Below are 17171 nucleotides of genomic sequence, written 5' to 3' on the forward strand. Positions count from 1 at the left end.
GAACGTCTCGCAGGCGGGTTACCCGAGGCACTTCAACAAAAGCCCGAGAACGTCGTCGGCCGAGTTCATCCCGGCTATCTCCTCGGCCACCGTCGCGGCGCCGTCGGCCACCGCCTGGTCGGCAAGCACTCGCGCGACCGCGTCGGCGACCTGGTCCGGGGTGTCGATGACCACGGCCGCGCCCGCTTCGGCGGCGCGCGCGGCGTTGACGGGCTTGTCCAGGCCCATCGGGCACAGGACCATCGGCCGGGCGGCGCTCAACGCGGACAGCACACTGCCCGCTCCCGCAGAGGACACCACCACGTCCACTCCCTCCAGCAGGTACCTCATCGGACGAAACCGGCCAGGTGCACCCGCGTGGGGTCGACCGGCCGGTCCCCGACGTCCGTTGCGGAGTGAGGAGCGACAAGAACGTTGACGTCCAGGGCGGCCAGCGAGTCCAGGATTGCGGCGAGGGTGCCGGGATCCTCGACAACCGTGCCCAGAGTCACGAGGACCAACGGGCGGTCCTCGCGGTCGGCGAACTTCGGCCGGGACCACATGCTGTTCTCGTCGGAGTGCGGCTCGGGACGGATGGCTATTCGCTCCGCGGGCAGCGTGTAGCCGTCCCGAAGCAGACTGTCGGGCCACGGGTCGATGTAGGCGACGGGCGCCGTGGGGGCCACTCCGTAATGGGCGAAGCGAGCGACGGCAGCCTCGGCAAGCACGCTAGCCAGCCCGGCGTCGAGCGGCAGGGCCGCCCCATGCGCTGCCCAAGGGACGCCTAGCGAGGCAGCGGCAAGTGGGCCGAGGTAGTCGACCATGTCGGCGACGATGAAGTCGGGGGCGAAGGCGGTGGCGGCGGCAACCGCGGCCTCCGCACCCAGGCCCACTCGGGATTCGACGAAGAACTCGACCGGTCCGGCCGCCATGTCCTGCATAGCGTCAATTTCGGCACGTCGGGTGACATCCTGCAGGGTCTCCGGGATGCTCGGGCCGGCAGGGAGTAAGGGCGTCGGAGCAGTCGAGGCGGCCATCGACGCATGGCTGAGCACGGCGACTTCGTGACCGGCACGGCGAGCCGCCGCAACGAGCGGCAGCATGGGCAGCAAGTGTCCAAAGGCGGGCGTGGTGGAGAACAGGATGCGCACGGAACTCCTCAACGTGATGTGGCGGCCATGTCATCGGCCGCTCGAAGGCGACGCGGAACGTCGGCTGGCAGCGGGCAGGCAACTACCGGTCCGCCCGGACCGGACGGACTGCGCGTCCGCCCAACGACGGCGGCCAAAGCGTCTTTGGCCCACGGCAGACCGTTCCGGCGGGACGGACGAGGGACATGCTTGGGGGAACCGAGTGGTTCTGCCCCCGATTCCTGGCCTGAGTAATGAGCGGTACCGCGGTGCGGCGTCAGTCGAAGGTGAATCCGTATGTGTCGGCGACGGCGGCCATCGCCTTCACGTCGACTTCGTTGAGCGGCGGGCCCACCTGTCCGCGCACGCCCGGAGTACCTATCTCGGTGAACATCGCGTCCATGCCGCCCGGGGCGTACAGGAAGTAGATGCGCGCGGGCTTGGTCCGGCTCAGGTTCCTGAAGGAATGCCGTACACCCTTGGGCACGTAGACCACCCCGCCTGCCTCGACCTCGTATTTTTCGTCCCCGGCGGTGATGACGAGTTCTCCGTCCATGACGATGAACGTCTCCGACTCGCCGTGATGCGTGTGCGGAGGCGGTCCGGCGTCCGCGGGCATGATGGCCTCCACCAGGGAGAGTTCACCATTGGTGTGCGTCGCCTTCAGCAGCGTGGTGTACGTGTCACCCACCAGGTAAACAGGCTCACCACCGTCCGGCGGAACGTGCACGGGGGGAATGTGTAGGGACACGCGTGATCCTTTGACTCATGTGACGTTGAAACGGCGGACACACCATGGAGTGCCGCCCACCGCAGTCGGAGTCTGGCAAGAGTGACCACCCCGACACCACAACACGAGGTGCTCAATAGGTGCTCACTCGTGTCCATTCCTGTACGGCCAAAGGCTTGAGCACACATGCCAACTCATAGCGCAGGTCTGGACGCAGGCTGATCCCAAGGGGCTTGTCGGCGCTCGCACCGAGGCCGCCGGCTTGGCTCTTCGCCGAACTCGGCGAAGAACCGCATTGAGGCTGACTATTGCTGATGGATGAAGCGTCGGCTTCACGAGGTCGTCTCAGCGGCTCGGCGAACGTCATGGCGGTGAGCATTAGTTGGCATGGGACGACCAGGAAATGAGCACCGTGGCCGCGCGGTCCGGGCCGGTGACGATGCCACGATCGGACCGTGAGGCGCCCGGTGCCCGCTGGGCAGTCGGCCTGCGTTGCAGAACGCTGACGGCGCTGTAAGAACACGAACCGACGCGGCCCGGCCGAGAACGTCCTGTCATGAAGAGGTAACCAGCTTGCGCACACATCGACTTGCCGTGGCCTTGGCCAGTTCCATCGTCCTGGCCCTGGCGCTCACCGCCTGCGGAGAAAGCGACGCCGAGTCGAAGTCGGTCGGAACGGCAACCACGGAGCCCACCGACACGACCGTCACGCCCACCTCCACCGCCACCGCCGTTTCGGCATCGGCGTCTGCCACCGCCACGGGGCAAGCCACGAAGGGCGCGGGCTCCCAAGGCTCCGGAAACGGTGGCGGCAGCGGAGCGAGTTCCGGCAAGACCTCGTCCGCCGGCACGGGCTCCGGCAGTGCCAAGCCCGTGGACTGCACCACCGGTTCGTTGAAGTTCGCCATCAAAGAGGTGAAGAGCCCCATCAACCATGTCCTCATCACGGCTACGAACACCGGCTCGAAGCCCTGCCACATCTACCGCTACCCCGCCCTGCGGTTGAGTGAGAACTCGCAATCCGAAACAGCCAGGTTGGGGCCGAGCCAGCCACAAGCCGTCGTCACCCTCGACCGCGGCGCCACCGCGTACGCGGGCCTGATCACCGCGTCCGTCGACCGCAACAGTCAGACCAAGGTCACGACCTCCTCGATCGGTTTGTCCCTGCACGGCCCCGACGCGGGAGACTCGTCCACCGAGAACGGGGTGGATGTACCCGTTCCCGGCGGTTCCCTGTACGTCGAGGACGACAACGCCCAGGTCACCTTCTGGCAGGACAACGTGAGCGACGCGCTCGCCTGGTGACCTGGAACTGGCGTCCCGCACAAGGGCCTTGGCCCAAGCTCAGCCGTCGATCCACGTAAGAAAAAGGGTGTGACCGTCCATGCCATTGCGAGATGGTGACCCTGAAGCCGTGGGGAGCTATGTCCTGCTCGACAGGATCGGTGCCGGCGGCATGGGCACCGTGTTCCTGGGCCGCTCGGCCGCCGGACGCAGGGTCGCCGTGAAGCTGGTGCACCCACAGCTCTGCGAGGACGAGGAGTTCCGCGTCCGTTTCCGGCAGGAGATCGCGGCGGTCCGCCGGGTCAGCGGGGCGTTCACGGCACCCGTCGTCGACGCCGACCCGGATGCCGAGCGGCCATGGATGGCCACGCTGTACGTACCGGGCCCGAGCCTGGCGGCCTGCGTGGACCGCGGCGGCCCGCTGACCGGACCGGAGCTGCGGATCCTGGCACTGGGGCTCATCGAGGCGCTGCGCGAGATCCACCGGGCCGGGGTGGTGCACCGCGATCTGAAGCCGGGGAACGTGCTGATGGCCGAAGACGGCCCCCGCGTCATCGACTTCGGCATCTCGCGTGCCGCCGACAACCAGCAGTTGACCGTCACGGGCAACCTGATCGGCACGCCGCCGTTCATGTCACCGGAGCAGCTGCGTTCGCCGCGCGACGTCACCCCGGCGTCGGACGTGTTCTCGCTGGGCTCGTTGCTGGCCTACGCGGCCACCGGAAGCGGACCGTTCGACGCGGACACGCCGTACATGGCCGGCTATCAGGTGATGTACGAGCCGCCGACACTGGACGAGGTTCCGCGACCACTGCGCGGTATCGTCGAACGCTGTCTGGACAAGGACCCGGCGGCACGCCCCGGACTTGGGGAACTGCACGACTGGCTCCGCGCGTTACCGCAGACAGCCGACTCCGGCAATTCCGGCTCCGGCAACTCCGACCACACCACCGGTCCCGGCGAACATGGTCACCCCGACCATTCCGACGACCTCGGCAACGCGGTCGACACAGGCAAAAAGGCGATGCCCGGAGCCTCCACCGAACCCGTCACCGGCCGAGGTCTGCGCAGAGATCGTCGTGGCCGACGGCTCACGCGTCTGCTCACGGCCGTAGGTACAGCGGTCGCCGTCACCGCGTTGAGCCTCGCGGCGGTCAACGCCTTCGGCGGCGACGAACGACCCACCGCACGCACCCCTTCGCTCCCCGCCGGCTGGCACCCCTGGCAGACGACGCTCCGCCTCGGCTCCGTGCCCGACACCGCGATGGATTCCGGCCCGCCGGGGTGCGTCCCCGAGCGCACCGTCCTCTACTGCGGCGGCGAGGGCTTCACCGTCGCCAAGGTCGATGCCGCCACCGGCCGCGTCATCTGGCGGTCCGGCGACTCCGTACAGAACACGATGCCCTACGGCGTACGGAACGGAGTCGTGTACGTCGCCGAGCAGACCCATGGTGAATTCCGGACCGCGGCTCTGGACACCGCCACCGGGAAGCGCAGATGGGTGCGAGACAGCGACAGCTCGGTCGTCTTCAGCGGCGGGCTGCTGACCTCCACAAACGACATCCAGGGATTCATCGCGTACGACACGTCGGGGAAGGAACTGTGGCAGTCGCCGAAGGCCGCGTTCTGCGCACCGCTGTCCCTGGCCGGCGTTCCGTACGCCGAGTGCACGATCACCGGCCAGACCACCACCCTGCTGCGCCTCGACCCGGCCGATGGCACGGCACGCAAACTCGCGGCCCTGCCGATCGGATCGCAGGGCATCGGACAGTCCGGAGGCGCACCGGTCTACGCGCAGCCCGCGGCGGCGGCGAACCAGGACGGGGAGATCGAGAGCGAGCGCCGGTACACCACGTTGCTCCGGGTGGACCCGCGTACCGGCGCCGTCCGTCCCGTGCCGCTGTCCCGCACCCTACGCGGCGCGCCGACCCTGCTCGGCGACGACGTCGTGGTCTTCGCCCAGACCAACGGAACCGTCACCGCGGTGTCCGCCGACGACGGCAAGCAGTTGTGGCAGCGGTCGACCGGCATGGAGGGCCTGTCGCAGCCGGTCTTGTCGGCGACGTACGAGCACATCTACTTCTCCAACCGCATCGGCCGCGTGGTGGCCCTCGACCTGAGTACCGGCAAGGAACTCTGGCGCACCTCCGCCGTCGACATCCTCGGGGACGCGTCCCAGGACTGGGCGCCGAGCGTTGTCCTCGTCAGGGACGAGATCGTGGCGATGGCCGGCAACACGCTCTCCTCCGTCGGTCCGAACGGCCCCACGGCACAGGCCACCGACTGACGGCCCCGGCGTGCAGCGGCAGAGGGCTCGTTGAGCGAGGCCACCTCCACGGCGCGGCGGCGGACATCGCTCAGCCGGGCTGCCCGCCTCACTGGTCCGCCGGCAGGCCCCGGCCCACCGGAAGGACCGCTGTTCCGCTCAGTTCGTGACTCCACAGGACGTCCCTGATGTGCTGCACCGCGGCCGTCAGGTGGCGGCGGTAGGTGCTGAAAGACATCCCGAGGCGTCGGGCCGCCGCCTCCTGGGTGGGGGCGGTCTTGCTGTACGTGGTCGTGAGGACCTGATGACGTGTCTCTCCGCCGCGCTGCCCCAGCAGGGTGTCGATGGCGTGGAGCAGGACATCGTGGAGGTTCTGGTCGTGCTCTGCGACCAGTCGGCTGCGGTTGAGGGGGTTTGCCGCGAGTTCGCCCGGCCACCACAGTGCACGCAGGGCGTCCCGTACGGCGGTGTCGAACTCCGGCCGGGACAGCACCACGTGATCCGACCGCTCTTGCGGAGGTGTGACCGCAGGCGTGACGGCAGCCACGTCCTCCTGCAGAGCTTCGTGCTTCTCCGCCACCCACGCCATCGCGGACCGGATACGCCAGTCGTGGGCGAACAGGCGGTAGCCGTGGTCGCCGATCACCGGGCTGGCGTCCGTCGGCAGCATGTCGCCGGGCGCCAGGTGAGCGTTCCAGAACCCGTCGTCCCTCATCACGACGAACAACCACGCAAGACGGTCGGCCCGGATGATCTCCGCCGTCACGCGCCACGTGACCAGGTTCAGAGATGCCGAGGGCCGCTGGTACGCCTGTGCGTCCACCATGAACCGTGCAACAGCCATGTGCTCGCCTGCTCGTATTGGGCTGCCTGCGCGGGCGTGGGACCAGGCGGCGGCCACCACCGGGTCGACGTCCTCCCCCTCGGGTCCGCTGAGCCGCAGCAACGTCGAAAAGGCCGTGATCTCGTCGGTCCGGTTCGAGCGGTAGACCCTGAACGCTTCGGGCTGCCGGTTGAGCCAGAAGCGGGCGATCGCGGCGGACTCGGCGCCCTCCGTCAGGTGGACCAGGTCCACCACGCGGCTCTCGTCGTCAGGCGTACACGGCATTTCCCGCACCGCGTCCTCAGGGTCCCATACGAGGGTGTCGGCAAGATGACCGAGGGAACGGTCCAGGTACACGAGTGAGTTCATCGCCTGGAGCACCTGTGCGGCGGGCACCTCACGGACCCGGGCGAGCAGATGGTGGTACATCCGTCGGCGCAGGGCGGCGAATCCCTCGGGGTCCCGCCAGCGGAGATCGGCGGCCAACACCTCGCGCACGACATCGTGCGGAAAGAGCCCGGAGTCGGTGGCTTCGATGAACGGCTGGGTGCGCAGCCAGGCGAACAGTTCAGCGGCGTCTTCGCCCGTCAACGCCCGCAGCAGGGCCTCGGAGGTGACATCGGCCTGCGCGCACACCTCCAGCGCCGTGCGGTGCGCCGCACTCGGGGCGTGGCCTACGAGTTGGGGCAGCAACGTCGCGATCACGTCCTGGCCCGGTGACCAGTCGGCAGCACCCCGCGCCCCGTCCGTGTCCCGCTGCGCGGCGACCGCCACCGCCAGCGACAGGGCCAGCGGATTACCACTGGCGAAGGACAGCAGCGCGTGGTGCGTCCCGGCCGGGACACCTCGTACGCGCAGGAAGGCGGCGGCATCCTCCCGGGCCAGATCCCGCAACCGCACCACCCGCAGCAGGTCCGCCCACCCCGGATCGGCGACCCAGCGGGGATCGGGGGCCGCGCGTCCGGCCACCACCACGACCGTGCCCAGCGGCAACCGCGGCAGGAACTGCTCCCACAACCAGTGCTCCAGGCCGTGGCAGAGCTCGAAGGTGTCGACCAACAGCACCGTGTTCGGCTCGCCGATCGCTTTCCCGGCCGCGTGCTCGAAGTCCTCCGGCGTCGCGGCGACCGTACGCCCGTCCACCTCGATCACCAGCCGCCCCGCCTCGTGCGCCTCGAGAGCGAACCGCCTCAGCAGCGCGGACTTGCCGATCCCGCCGGGCCCGTGCAGATACAGAACCGACGGCGCGTGGGAGTCCCCCGCCATCGCGGACCGGAAGACCGCCCGCTCCGCCACCCGCCCCACGAACGCCTGGTCCCGCGCGGCGACCACCAGGTCACCCAACAAGCCACCGTTCCCCGAATCCACAAGCCCCCCACCAACCGAACCATGCATGGCCGAGCACCTTACGCCGCGCACCCCAGACCAACCGAAGGGATGAGACCGCGCGTCGATATGACTTGGTTCACTCCGCCGCCGGTAACCCGAGTGTCCGGTGTAGGGGCCGGGTGTGCCTGGGAGTGCCAGGGCTGCCACCGGTGCTCCGGGTCCTCGGGGGCGTGCACATCGAGGCGGCCGGTGAGTAGGGCATGCGCCAGCGGGTTCCAGACCAGGACGTCACCGGTGACGCCGGTCACGAGCACGGGCGCCGAGATCGACACGATCCTCGCTGTGTCTCCGACGCGGGTTCCTGACGTCGGGGTTGGCTCCTGGCCCGCTCGGCCCCAGCGGTGCACGAAGTCCCGCCGCCGGGAACGCTGTCGGGCTGCGCCGCATGCGATCGGTGCAGCACCGGCAGTCGAAGCGCCTCAACCACCGGGCCGAGAACTCCCACCCGCCACCAGCAACGCGCTCGACGGGTTGAGATCGCCCCTCAAAGCAGGGCAGCGCCTACGTATCAACGGGCCTGAGCGCGGGCCCGAAGCCGCACCCGCGCCGCCCCCGTCGCCTGAAGCGTGATCCCCGCCATCAAGGAGATCTCCCTGTCCACCGCCTCCAAGTCGTAAGCGCGCAGCAACACCGCCAGAGCGAGCACGGACTCGAGCATCGCGAAGTGCTGACCGATGCAGGCGCGTGGACCGCCGCCGAAGGGGAACCAGGCGTAGCGGTGCCGGGCACCCTCGCGCTCGGGGGTGAAGCGTTCGGGGTCGAAGCGCTCGGGGTCGTCCCACAGGTCCGGGTGGCGGTGGATGACCCACGGCGGGACCAGAACGTCAGCCCCGGCAGGAATGAGGTGCCCGTCGACCTCGGCGGCTTCGACGGACCGGCGGCCGATCAGCGGAGCGGCCGGGTACAGCCGCATGGCCTCCTTCAGCACCCTCGTCAGATACGGCAGCCCGTCAAGGTCGGCGGCCGAGAGCGTACGCCCGGCCGGCAGGAGGTCGGCCTCCTCCTGTGCCCGCGCCTGGACCTCCGGGTGCCGGGACAGCAAGTGCAGCGCGAAGGTCATGGATGTCCCGGTCGTTTCGTGGCCCGCAATCAGGAACACGAGGAGTTGGTCGCGGAGTTCGGCGGCGTCAAGGCTGCCGTCCTCTTCGCTGCTCGCCCGGGAGAGGAGAGAGAGCAGGTCGTCGGCAGCCGCTGTCGTTCCGGCCGCCCGGCGCTCGGCGGTGATCCGGTCGCAGACCGCGTACACCGCGCGGGTCGCCTCCTCGGCGCGGCGGTTGGCCGGGAGGGGCCAGGAGCGCGGCGGATTGACGGGGGACAAGCCGCGCCGGAGCACGTACGCATTGATCACGGGGAAGTGGTCGTGCACGACGTCGGCGGCCGCCTCGATGTCCGCGCCGAAGAGGATGCGCGCCACTGTGCGTAGTGCGAACCGGTCCATCTCCCTGTTCACGTCGACGACCGTGTCGTGGGCGGTGCGCCAGCGTTCCACCATGCTCCCGGCCTCCAGCGTCACCGCTGTGGCGTAGCCGTCCACCTGCCGCTTGGTGAACAGCGGTTGGATGAGGCGGCGTTGGCGCAGATAGTCGGCGTCCTGGCTGGTGAGCAGGCCATTACCGATGGACAGCCGGATCTCCTCGTAAAGCCGGTTGTCCTTGCGGAAGTTGGCCGTCTGGGTGGCCAGGACCTGCTGTGCGCCCTCCGCGGAGAAGACGCAGTGCATCACCGAACGCAGTCCTGGTGGGCCGGCGGAGATACGGACCACGTCGCCGTACTCTCGCCGCGCGCGCAGGAGAGTGTCCAGTGAGTCGCGCCGGAGGTCGAGTGCCGAGCCGAGCAGGGGAAGGCCTTTGGGGCCCGGTATCTCAGCGATGGCGGTCATGGGTGACTTGTCTCGCACGGGTGTAGTTCCTCCGCAGGGCAGTTCCTGATCGGGTAGTGAGCTGGTAGCGGTGGTGGTCAGAGGCGGGGCAGCGGCACTGAAGCTCGCATCCGGCATGGAAGGCCCATCAGGCCGAGCGGGGCGGTGGGCTCCGGTGAGTCCCGGCGGGCGCCGATCAAGTGAGCGGCAGACGCCTTCGACCGCTCCGATGGCGGTCGGCCGACCGCTGCCCTGGGACGGGACCGTCACCGCACTGTTCGGTGACCGCACATGTACGGGCGCTGTTTGACCTGGCGCTGCCGAGGCCTCGGCGGGCCGCCTCCGCCCCGTCGGTGTCCACCCTCCGTCTGGCTGACGCGCCTGGCGTGCCGGCGGCGCTGGCGGCACTGGCTGCCTTGGCCAGGTGGTGTTGCCTGCCTGAGTCCGCTCGGTCACCAGCTCCCTCGGAACAGCGGCCCGTGCCTGGGTTCCCGGACGCGGGTGGCGGTGTCAGGGAAACATGAGGGTCTTCACCACCCGCTGCGCGGCGACGTCCTCGAGCGCGCTATGCCTGAGGCCGGGGAGGCATCCGGCTCAGTCGCGCGAGGCGCCGATGGCGGCCAGGAGTTCGGCGCGTGAGGGGCCGGGGGCGTGGTAACGCGGCTGATTGGCGCCGAGGGTCATGATTTTCTCGGTCAGGCCCGGGGCCCCCAGTACCTCTTGGGCCGGGAGGTGGAGCATCGCCAGGTCGGCCAACGCGCGGAGCGCGTCCGGGTCGCGGAGCTTGGCCGCGTCAAGGGCTTTGCCGATCACCCAGCTCGGGTCCGCTGTCTCGTACGGTTCGCCGGTGATGTCCCCGTCGATCTCCGCCAGCCGGTGGCGGCTCCAGCTTGTGATGCTCCGGTAGATGGGTGTCAGGCGGGCCTCGGTGAGCTCGTCGAACCAGAGCACCAACTTCTCGGCGTCGGCGGGGCCGACCTCGCGCAGTGTGTCGCGCAGTGCCTGGGCATGCAGCACCCCCGTGCTGAGGCCCGCTCCACGCGCCGGGTTGCTGGTCGCCCAGGCATCCCCGACCGCGACGAAGCCGGTGACCACCGGCCGACCCTCGACGACGCGGCGGCGGTACTCGCCTTGGGTGCCCGCCATCGCTCGCACACCGCCCACCGGCTCATGGGCCGCCCACTCGGCGACATCGGGGAAGAGCGCGACCGCCCGCTGCCAGGTGTCGGTGTCGTGCAGGGCCCGCAACTGCCGGTCCCGGGAGGAGACATAGAGTCCCAGGGCCCAGATGTCGTTGTCGCAGGCGAACTTGCCGACCGTCAGCCCTTCGTGATGTTCCAGCACCCAGCCCCGGTACGACGGCCGGTTGTTCTGGGGCGCCCGGAAGTAGCGGGAGTAGTAGACGAATCCGTTCGGCTCGCTCTCCATGACGGGCGCGCGGTCTCCGATGGCGTCCAGCATCTGTGGGACGGCGGAGTTCCGGCCGCTCGCGTCGACCACCAGGTCCGCGTGGAGCACCTGGTCGTTGGCGGTCACCACCCCGCCCACCCGCGGGGTCGCGCTCTTCGTCGCCGAGGCGTTGACCAGCGCGGTGACGTGCACGCCCCGCAAGACGGTGACGCCCTCCGTCCGAGACGCGACGCGCGCGACCGCCGCCTCCAACACCGGGCGGCGGGCCGCTACGCTGTCGAAGCGCTCATCCCCGGGGCGGGCCCCGGCAGCCTCCGCCGGCAAGTCCGCGAACTGGATCAGGTTGATCCGGGTGCCGCCGAGGGCCTCCAGTTCGGCGACCACCTCCGGGAGTTCATGCTCCATCTCCATCCGCCAGCGAGGCATGACCATGTGCAGCATGCGGAACTGCTTCACCCCACGCCGCTCCCACCCCTCCCACAGCCCGGCGGCGTCGCCGTGCGGCTCGTGGGGGTTCCGCTCCACCACGGTGACGCGGTGGCCGTCGGCGGCGAGCAGCATCGCGGTCGTGAGTCCGGTGGGACCGGCGCCGAGGACCAGCACATGAGTCATGGACGTTCTCCTGAAAGGCGAAACAGATACGATCCAGACTCACGCGGCCGCACTGATGAGAGCCAGGCCATTCCCTGTCCAACAACTGCTCCAATGCCGGGCGAAACTCCGCTGGCGTGGGTCGGAGACTCTAGCCGCGCGCCTTCGCGAAGGAGGTGCCCGAGACTTGGTCAAATGCGCGCCGAGTTGCCTCTGAGCTGAGGCGATGAGGCTTGCCGAGGCGGCGCAGCAGTTCGTGCTTGCCCGCGCTCGCCGTGCCGAGCACGTGGGCGCCCTGGGTCTTGGCGATCTGCACCGCGAGGTGGCCGACGCCGCCCGCAGCTCGGTGTCAGGCCGTGACGTCGGCCATCGGAGGCCGGCCGCCGGCCCGGTGGCGAGCTGGGCGGGCTTGTGGATGATCTCGCTGATGGAGGCGAGGACGTACTCGGCGTAGGTGTTGCCTCCCCCCGGGAGGGCGAGCATGCCAAGGACCTCGTCCCGGAGCGAAGGCGGACACACCCGGGCCGACGGCATCCACTGTGTCGGCGATGTCCCAACCGATGGCGAACGGCGGCTCGTCGGACATCGGCGAGACCGCCCAACACACATGACTGGCAAGCGCGACCTGTTTCGAAGCGCACGCGCCAGTGTCGGCGGGTGGGTGCACGGCTCCCAGGAGCAGCGCGGCCTCTCGCTCCACGGGGTTCGCGGGTCATCATCTGTGCATGCGTCAAAACAACAGCACTCTAAGGATCGTTGCACCCCTGGTCAGTGTGGCCGCGGCGGTGGCCTGTCAGCAGGTGCCCGGTGAACAACCTGCCTCCGCCGGCAGCGAGACGAGTAACTCGGGTGAGCTCCACACGTACGTCGGGATGTGGGTCACCGCGGACGATCAGATCCGACAGGAGCTCCTCCCGAACGGCCGCTATGACGAAGCGCGGGGCAACCGTGAAAGCGCCTATACCGGCCGCTACTGGGTCAAAGGGAATCGCATCGAGTATGCGGACGACTCGGGCTTCACGGCCGACGGAACGTTCCAGGGCGACGTCCTTCACCACGGCGGCTACGTCTTTTATCGCGAGGACAGCCCGGCACACCGCAAGGCCGCTGACACGCGCGTGAGGTGAAAGGGCACCCACCAGGCTCAGTGGTCGGCGGAGGCAGTCGTGTGAGCTCGCCGCTCCGCAGCCGGCTCGTCATAGATCACGGCATGGGCTTCGAGGCGGCAGGCCGCTGTTCTGCAGCTCGGCCGAAGGTGGTGCGACCCCACTGTTTGGTGATGGTGAACGAGGTGTCACACTCCGCCATTCGGTGGGTCAGGCGCGTCATGCGGGCCTGCAGGGCGCGCCGGCTGAGCGGACGCTGTGCATCGCCGAGAAGGAGGCACAGGTCGTGACAGCACCATGGATGCCTCACGGCCTGGATGAGCTCCAGAAGAATTTTCTGAGAGGCGTGCTTTACGTTCAGTGTGGGCTTCGGGCACTCATTGCCGTCGTCCGTGGAATGAAGCGGGGAAAGCACTGCCAGCCAGCGGCGCTCGGCAGCTATTCGGCTGGCCAACTCCTTGGGCGACGCACTGCGAGACAGTACGTTGCCAGCGCCGGCCCGCAGTAAGGAGACCGAGTCGGTGTCATCTGGTACCAGTACGACGACCGTGGACAGCCTGCTGAGTACGTGAACGCGCTGCGGCAGGTCAGGGACCAGGCTGATGTCCGGTACGTCCAGAAGTGCCAGGGGTTGCGGCCGGCGCAGCAGGGAACGGTAGGCGCCTGTCGATCCCCATGGATGGGGGAACGTCGGCATGACGCCCTGGCTCCTCATGTCGCGCAGCAAGGCCGCTGTTCCGTCTCGTTGCATCGAGAAAACCGCGTCGACCGGGGCTGGAATTCCGGAGTCGGCCGATGGGGAAGGTTTCGGCGCGTACAGAGTCTGAGGGATGGGCATTACGGAAACCCGACGTAGTACAGATAGTGGATGATGACCAAGAGCATCCCTGGATCATTGGGCCGCGTACAGGCAAGGCGATGTTCATAAAGTGCTCAACTGGTAACCATGATCCGTCATTCAATGCGCTGCGTGATGGCGCGGTCACCCTCTTGGTATGGATTGCGGAGGAATTGAGAACATCGACCAGCTGTCGGCGGACGCTTCTGGTGCGTCGCGAAAGCGCGGTGTCACGACAGGAATGGCTTGGGTTCGATGCAGGAATTAGGGGGTGCCGGGCGGGGAACGTCACGCTCCCCCGCCCGTCGGTAGCGGCGTCAGTCCTCGGGTGACTGCGCGAGCATCGCAAGGGTCAGGACGTTGCCGCCGATGCCCCAGCCGCCGTCGGTGACCTCTTCGACCAGCACCATGGTGTTGGCGCGGGCCCGTTCGCCGTAGATCTCGACGTAGAGCTCGGTGGTGCGGGTGACGATCTCTTCCTTCTGCTTCTCGTCGAGGGTTCCTGCGGGGACCTTGAAGTTGGCGAACGGCATGGTGGTTCTCTCTTCTTTTCTCGGATGGGTTACAGGGAGCTGCCTGCGCATGCGCAGTGTCCAGGTGCCGGCGGGAGCGGGCATCGGTGTCGGCGGACTCCTGGCAGGTGACGTCGAGTTCGACGGCGTACGGGTCCGGTCACCGGGATGGTTCTGGCGGTGTCGGAGGCCATGGCCGTCCTTGCGGGGAGAACGGATGCGGAACACGTACGGCATCGGCGCCGAGGTGGGGTCAGACGATGCCGCCGTTGGCGCGGACGACCTGGCCGTTGACCCAGTGACCGGCCGGTGAGGCGAGGAAGGCGACGACCTCGGCGATGTCGGCGGGGGTGCCAAGTCGTTCCAGCGGGGGCTGGGCGGCCATACGTGCGATGGTCTCCTGGTCCTTGCCGTCGAGGAACAGGTCGGTGGCCGTTGGGCCGGGGGCGACGGCGTTGACGGTGACGTCCCGGCCGCGCATCTCCCGGGCGAGGATCATCGTGAGCGCCTCGATGGCACCCTTGCCGGCGCTGTAGGCGCCGTAGCCGGGAAGGGCCAGGCCCACTATGGAAGTCGAGAAGGTGATCATGGCCCCGCCGCTGCGGACCCTGCGGGCGGACTGCTGGGCGACGACGAAGCTCCCGCGGATGTTGGTGCGGTGGAGTGCGTCCAGTTCCGCCAGGTCCAGGTCGGCGACCGGGGACAGGTACAGTCGGCCGGCCGCGTGGACGACCACGTCGACCCCACCGAACTCGGACTCGGTGGTGTCGAACAGTGCGGCCACCTCCTGCTCGTCGGCGACATCGGCCTGGACGGCGATGGCCCGGCCCCCGGCGGCGGTGACCTCCTTGACGGCCGCCTGGGCCAGATCACGATTGCCGGCGTATCCGACCACGACGGCGAATCCTTCGGCGGCCAGCCGGCTCACCGTCGCGCGGCCGATGCCGCGGGAGCCGCCGGTGACGATGGCGACGCGGGGCTGGTCTGCTTGGTCGTTGAGCGCGGCACGACTCGCCGCGGACTGCTGGGAGGACAAGGGGACTCCTGTGAGAGGCGCCAGAGGCGGACTGGCAGGATGGGTGGATCGGGGCGTGGCGCGTCGGCGTTGTCACCGGCTGCTCCCTGCCCGCTTCTCCAGCGTGGGCCGGTCGTGACCCACCAGCCAGGGCTGTCTCTACCCAGGGGTTGCCACCCCCTGGCTCAGGACGCCGGTACGCGTCACGATGGGGAGCGTGAACCACTCCGAACTCGCCGCGTTTCTGAAGTCCCGGCGCGCCCGAATCCGCCCGTCCGATGTCGGCCTGCCCACGGGGCCGCGGCGCCGGGTCCCCGGACTGCGACGCGAGGAGGTCTCACAGCTGGCGGGCCTGTCCGCCGACTACTACACGGAGTTGGAACGTGGACGCGGCGCCCAGCCCTCGGCCCAGGTGCTCGCCGCGCTGGCCCGAGCGCTGCGACTGAACGGCGACGAACGCGACCACCTGTTCCACCTCGCCGACCGCATGACGCCCCCGGCGGCACACGGTCCCACCGCGCACGTCCAGCCGGGCCTGCTCGGCCTGCTGGACCAGCTCACCACCACTCCCGCTCAGGTCATCACCGACCTGCACCAAACCCTCGTCCAAAACCCTTTGGCTGCCGCGCTCGTCGGCCGGCCCCCTGCCGTGCGCGGCCCTGCGGCCAGCTTCGTCTACCGCTGGTTCACCGATCCGGACGCCCGTACCCTCTATCCGGCCGAGGACCACCCCCACCACTCGCGGGTCTTCGTCGCCGACCTCCAGGCGGTCGCCGCCCGGCGCGGCGACGACACCGAAGTGCACCGGATGGTGGCCGCGCTACGACGGCGCAGTGAAGAGTTCACCACCCTGTGGGACACCCGCGACGTCGCCCTGAGACGGGCCGACCACAAGCGCATCGTGCACGCCACGCTGGGCGTCATCGAGCTGGACTGCCACAGCCTGTTCAGCGAGGACGGACGCCAGCGCCTGCTGTGGTTCAGTGCCCCACCGGGCACCGAAGGCGCCGCCCAGCTGGAACTTCTCTCCGTCATCGGCACCCAGGACATGACTCCCCGCGCGACCGACCTCGAACAGTCACAAGCCTGAGCAGGGTCCGGAACCGACTGGGCAGCCATGGCGCATGTGCGTGATCGCGCCGTTCAGGCCGACGCGCGCACGGGTCTCTCCGCCTGTCGGTGCTCAGGTGATGTCCGGTGCCGCCGTCGGGGACAGCGGGCAAGAGCGCGGGGCCGGAAGCCCGTTGCGCCGGGCGGGCCTGGCGCCTGGCACGGCGACCCTAGGAGTATCGCGGCCACCTTGCACAGCTGCGTGGGATGTGGTGCGGGGCTAATGTCGATGGCATGGACGGTGACAACCTTCTGGGACAGTTCTTGCGAGCTCGACGCGGCCTGGTGCAGCCCGAGGAAAAGGACGTGCCGGTGATCGGCCGCCGCCGTGTGGCGGGCCTGCGCCGGGAAGAAGTGGCCATGCTGTCCGGGCTGAGCACCGACTACTACGTGCGCCTGGAACAGGGCCGCGAAAGGAACCCTTCGGTGCAGGTGCTCGACGCACTGGCCCGAGCACTGTTGCTGGACGACGACGCGATCGCACATCTGCACCGGCTGGCCCGGCCTGTGCCGGCACGTTCCCGCAAGAACGCCCGGCGTCAGCGGGTGAGCCCGGCTCTACGGCAGATGATGCACAGCTGGACCGGCACACCTGCCGTGATTCTGGGGCGCTGTATGGACGTGCTGGCCCACAACCCCCTGGGCGGCGCCCTGTTCGCCGGCCACACCTACAGCGGAGACCTGATGCGGCTCGTCTTCCTCGACCCTGACGCCCGGGACTTCTACCCGGACTGGGACCGGGTCGCCGCCAACACGGTCGGCGGCCTGCGCGAGGCGGCGGGAACCGACTACGACGATCCGCGATTGATCGAGCTGGTGGGCGAGTTGTCACTCAAGAGCGAAGCGTTCCGCACGTTGTGGGCGCGCCACGACATCCGCCAGAAGAGGCACGAGACCAAACGCTTCCGCCACCCGGTCGTCGGTGAACTCACACTCGACTACGAGTCCTTGACCATCAACAGCGCGCCAGGTCAGCAACTCGTCGTCTACCAGGCCGAGCCCGGCAGCCCCTCCGCCCACGCACTGTCGCTGCTCGGCAGCCTCACCGCGACGGAAACGGCCCAGGCATCCGAGGCCGTGCGGCAGGACATCGTCGCAGACGACTGAGTTCGCTCAGGCCGCCATTCCTT

Annotated in this window: 17 protein-coding genes; 6 read left to right on the forward strand and 11 right to left on the reverse strand. The window is 68.9% G+C overall.

Translation table 11 applies throughout. From position 1 onward, the window contains the following. Window positions 1–18 precede the first annotated feature (18 nt). The 5 genes from M2157_RS01985 to M2157_RS02005 form a co-directional block, all read right to left on the reverse strand. The gene (locus M2157_RS01985; protein WP_280864189.1) at window positions 19–330 is read right to left on the reverse strand and encodes a nucleotide disphospho-sugar-binding domain-containing protein; all 312 of its coding nucleotides are present in this window, start codon (window positions 328–330) and stop codon (window positions 19–21) included. Continuing rightward, complete coding sequence (locus tag M2157_RS01990; protein ID WP_280864190.1) at window positions 327–1130, reverse strand: hypothetical protein; 804 nt, start codon at window positions 1128–1130, stop codon at window positions 327–329. Before M2157_RS01990 ends, M2157_RS01985 begins: the two co-directional genes overlap by 4 nt. 256 nt (window positions 1131–1386) lie before the next feature. Beyond that, complete coding sequence (locus M2157_RS01995) at window positions 1387–1839, reverse strand: cupin domain-containing protein (RefSeq protein ID WP_141757936.1); 453 nt, start codon at window positions 1837–1839, stop codon at window positions 1387–1389. Window positions 1840–1972: 133 nt separating this feature from the next. After that, window positions 1973–2206, reverse strand: a complete 234-nt coding sequence (locus M2157_RS02000) for a hypothetical protein (RefSeq protein ID WP_280864191.1) — start codon at window positions 2204–2206, stop codon at window positions 1973–1975. A 187-nt stretch (window positions 2207–2393) separates the two neighbouring features. After that, entirely contained in the window at window positions 2394–2768 is a 375-nt protein-coding gene (locus M2157_RS02005; RefSeq protein ID WP_280864192.1) for a hypothetical protein, read from the reverse strand. Here M2157_RS02005 and M2157_RS02010 point away from each other — a divergent pair. Both M2157_RS02010 and M2157_RS02015 read left to right on the forward strand, forming a co-directional pair. Further along, window positions 2755–3144, forward strand: a complete 390-nt coding sequence (locus M2157_RS02010; protein WP_280864193.1) for a DUF4232 domain-containing protein — start codon at window positions 2755–2757, stop codon at window positions 3142–3144. The two genes, M2157_RS02005 and M2157_RS02010, sit on opposite strands and share 14 nt — an antisense overlap. A 109-nt stretch (window positions 3145–3253) precedes the next feature. Continuing rightward, window positions 3254–5410 carry a PQQ-binding-like beta-propeller repeat protein gene (locus M2157_RS02015; RefSeq protein ID WP_348541773.1) on the forward strand — a complete coding sequence of 719 codons (2157 nt, stop codon included), beginning with the start codon at window positions 3254–3256 and terminating at the stop codon, window positions 5408–5410. An 88-nt stretch (window positions 5411–5498) separates the two neighbouring features. Here M2157_RS02015 and M2157_RS02020 read toward each other — a convergent pair whose 3' ends face one another. The 3 genes from M2157_RS02020 to M2157_RS02030 all read right to left on the reverse strand — a co-directional run bounded on the left by M2157_RS02020 (window position 5499) and on the right by M2157_RS02030 (window position 11481). Next, entirely contained in the window at window positions 5499–7556 is a 2058-nt protein-coding gene (locus M2157_RS02020) for an ATP-binding protein (RefSeq protein ID WP_280864195.1), read from the reverse strand. A 553-nt stretch (window positions 7557–8109) separates the two neighbouring features. Then, the gene (locus M2157_RS02025) at window positions 8110–9480 is read right to left on the reverse strand and encodes a cytochrome P450 (RefSeq protein ID WP_280864196.1); all 1371 of its coding nucleotides are present in this window, start codon (window positions 9478–9480) and stop codon (window positions 8110–8112) included. Window positions 9481–10053: 573 nt separating this feature from the next. Next, window positions 10054–11481, reverse strand: a complete 1428-nt coding sequence (locus tag M2157_RS02030) for an FAD-dependent oxidoreductase (RefSeq protein WP_280860056.1) — start codon at window positions 11479–11481, stop codon at window positions 10054–10056. 205 nt (window positions 11482–11686) lie between these two features. Between M2157_RS02030 and M2157_RS02035 the strand changes: the two genes are divergently transcribed. Continuing rightward, window positions 11687–11914 carry a hypothetical protein gene (locus M2157_RS02035; RefSeq protein WP_280860057.1) on the forward strand — a complete coding sequence of 76 codons (228 nt, stop codon included), beginning with the start codon at window positions 11687–11689 and terminating at the stop codon, window positions 11912–11914. 346 nt (window positions 11915–12260) lie between these two features. After that, window positions 12261–12587, forward strand: a complete 327-nt coding sequence (locus M2157_RS02040; protein WP_280868152.1) for an Atu4866 domain-containing protein — start codon at window positions 12261–12263, stop codon at window positions 12585–12587. Between the two features lie 76 nt (window positions 12588–12663). Here M2157_RS02040 and M2157_RS02045 read toward each other — a convergent pair whose 3' ends face one another. From M2157_RS02045 to M2157_RS02055, 3 genes are all read right to left on the reverse strand, one after another. After that, entirely contained in the window at window positions 12664–13263 is a 600-nt protein-coding gene (locus M2157_RS02045) for a hypothetical protein (RefSeq protein WP_280860058.1), read from the reverse strand. 458 nt (window positions 13264–13721) lie between these two features. Next, window positions 13722–13937, reverse strand: a complete 216-nt coding sequence (locus tag M2157_RS02050) for a 4-oxalocrotonate tautomerase family protein (protein WP_280860059.1) — start codon at window positions 13935–13937, stop codon at window positions 13722–13724. Window positions 13938–14169: 232 nt separating this feature from the next. After that, complete coding sequence (locus tag M2157_RS02055; RefSeq protein ID WP_280864197.1) at window positions 14170–14952, reverse strand: SDR family oxidoreductase; 783 nt, start codon at window positions 14950–14952, stop codon at window positions 14170–14172. 196 nt (window positions 14953–15148) lie between these two features. On the opposite strand from M2157_RS02055, the gene M2157_RS02060 reads away from it, so the two are divergent. Together M2157_RS02060 and M2157_RS02065 are read left to right on the forward strand one after the other, a co-directional pair. After that, window positions 15149–16021 carry a helix-turn-helix transcriptional regulator gene (locus M2157_RS02060; protein WP_280860061.1) on the forward strand — a complete coding sequence of 291 codons (873 nt, stop codon included), beginning with the start codon at window positions 15149–15151 and terminating at the stop codon, window positions 16019–16021. Window positions 16022–16275: 254 nt separating this feature from the next. Then, entirely contained in the window at window positions 16276–17148 is an 873-nt protein-coding gene (locus tag M2157_RS02065) for a helix-turn-helix transcriptional regulator (RefSeq protein ID WP_280860062.1), read from the forward strand. Window positions 17149–17171: the final 23 nt, after the last annotated feature.

The organism is Streptomyces sp. SAI-127 (assembly GCF_029894425.1).
Taxonomy (GTDB): Bacteria; Actinomycetota; Actinomycetes; order Streptomycetales; family Streptomycetaceae; genus Streptomyces.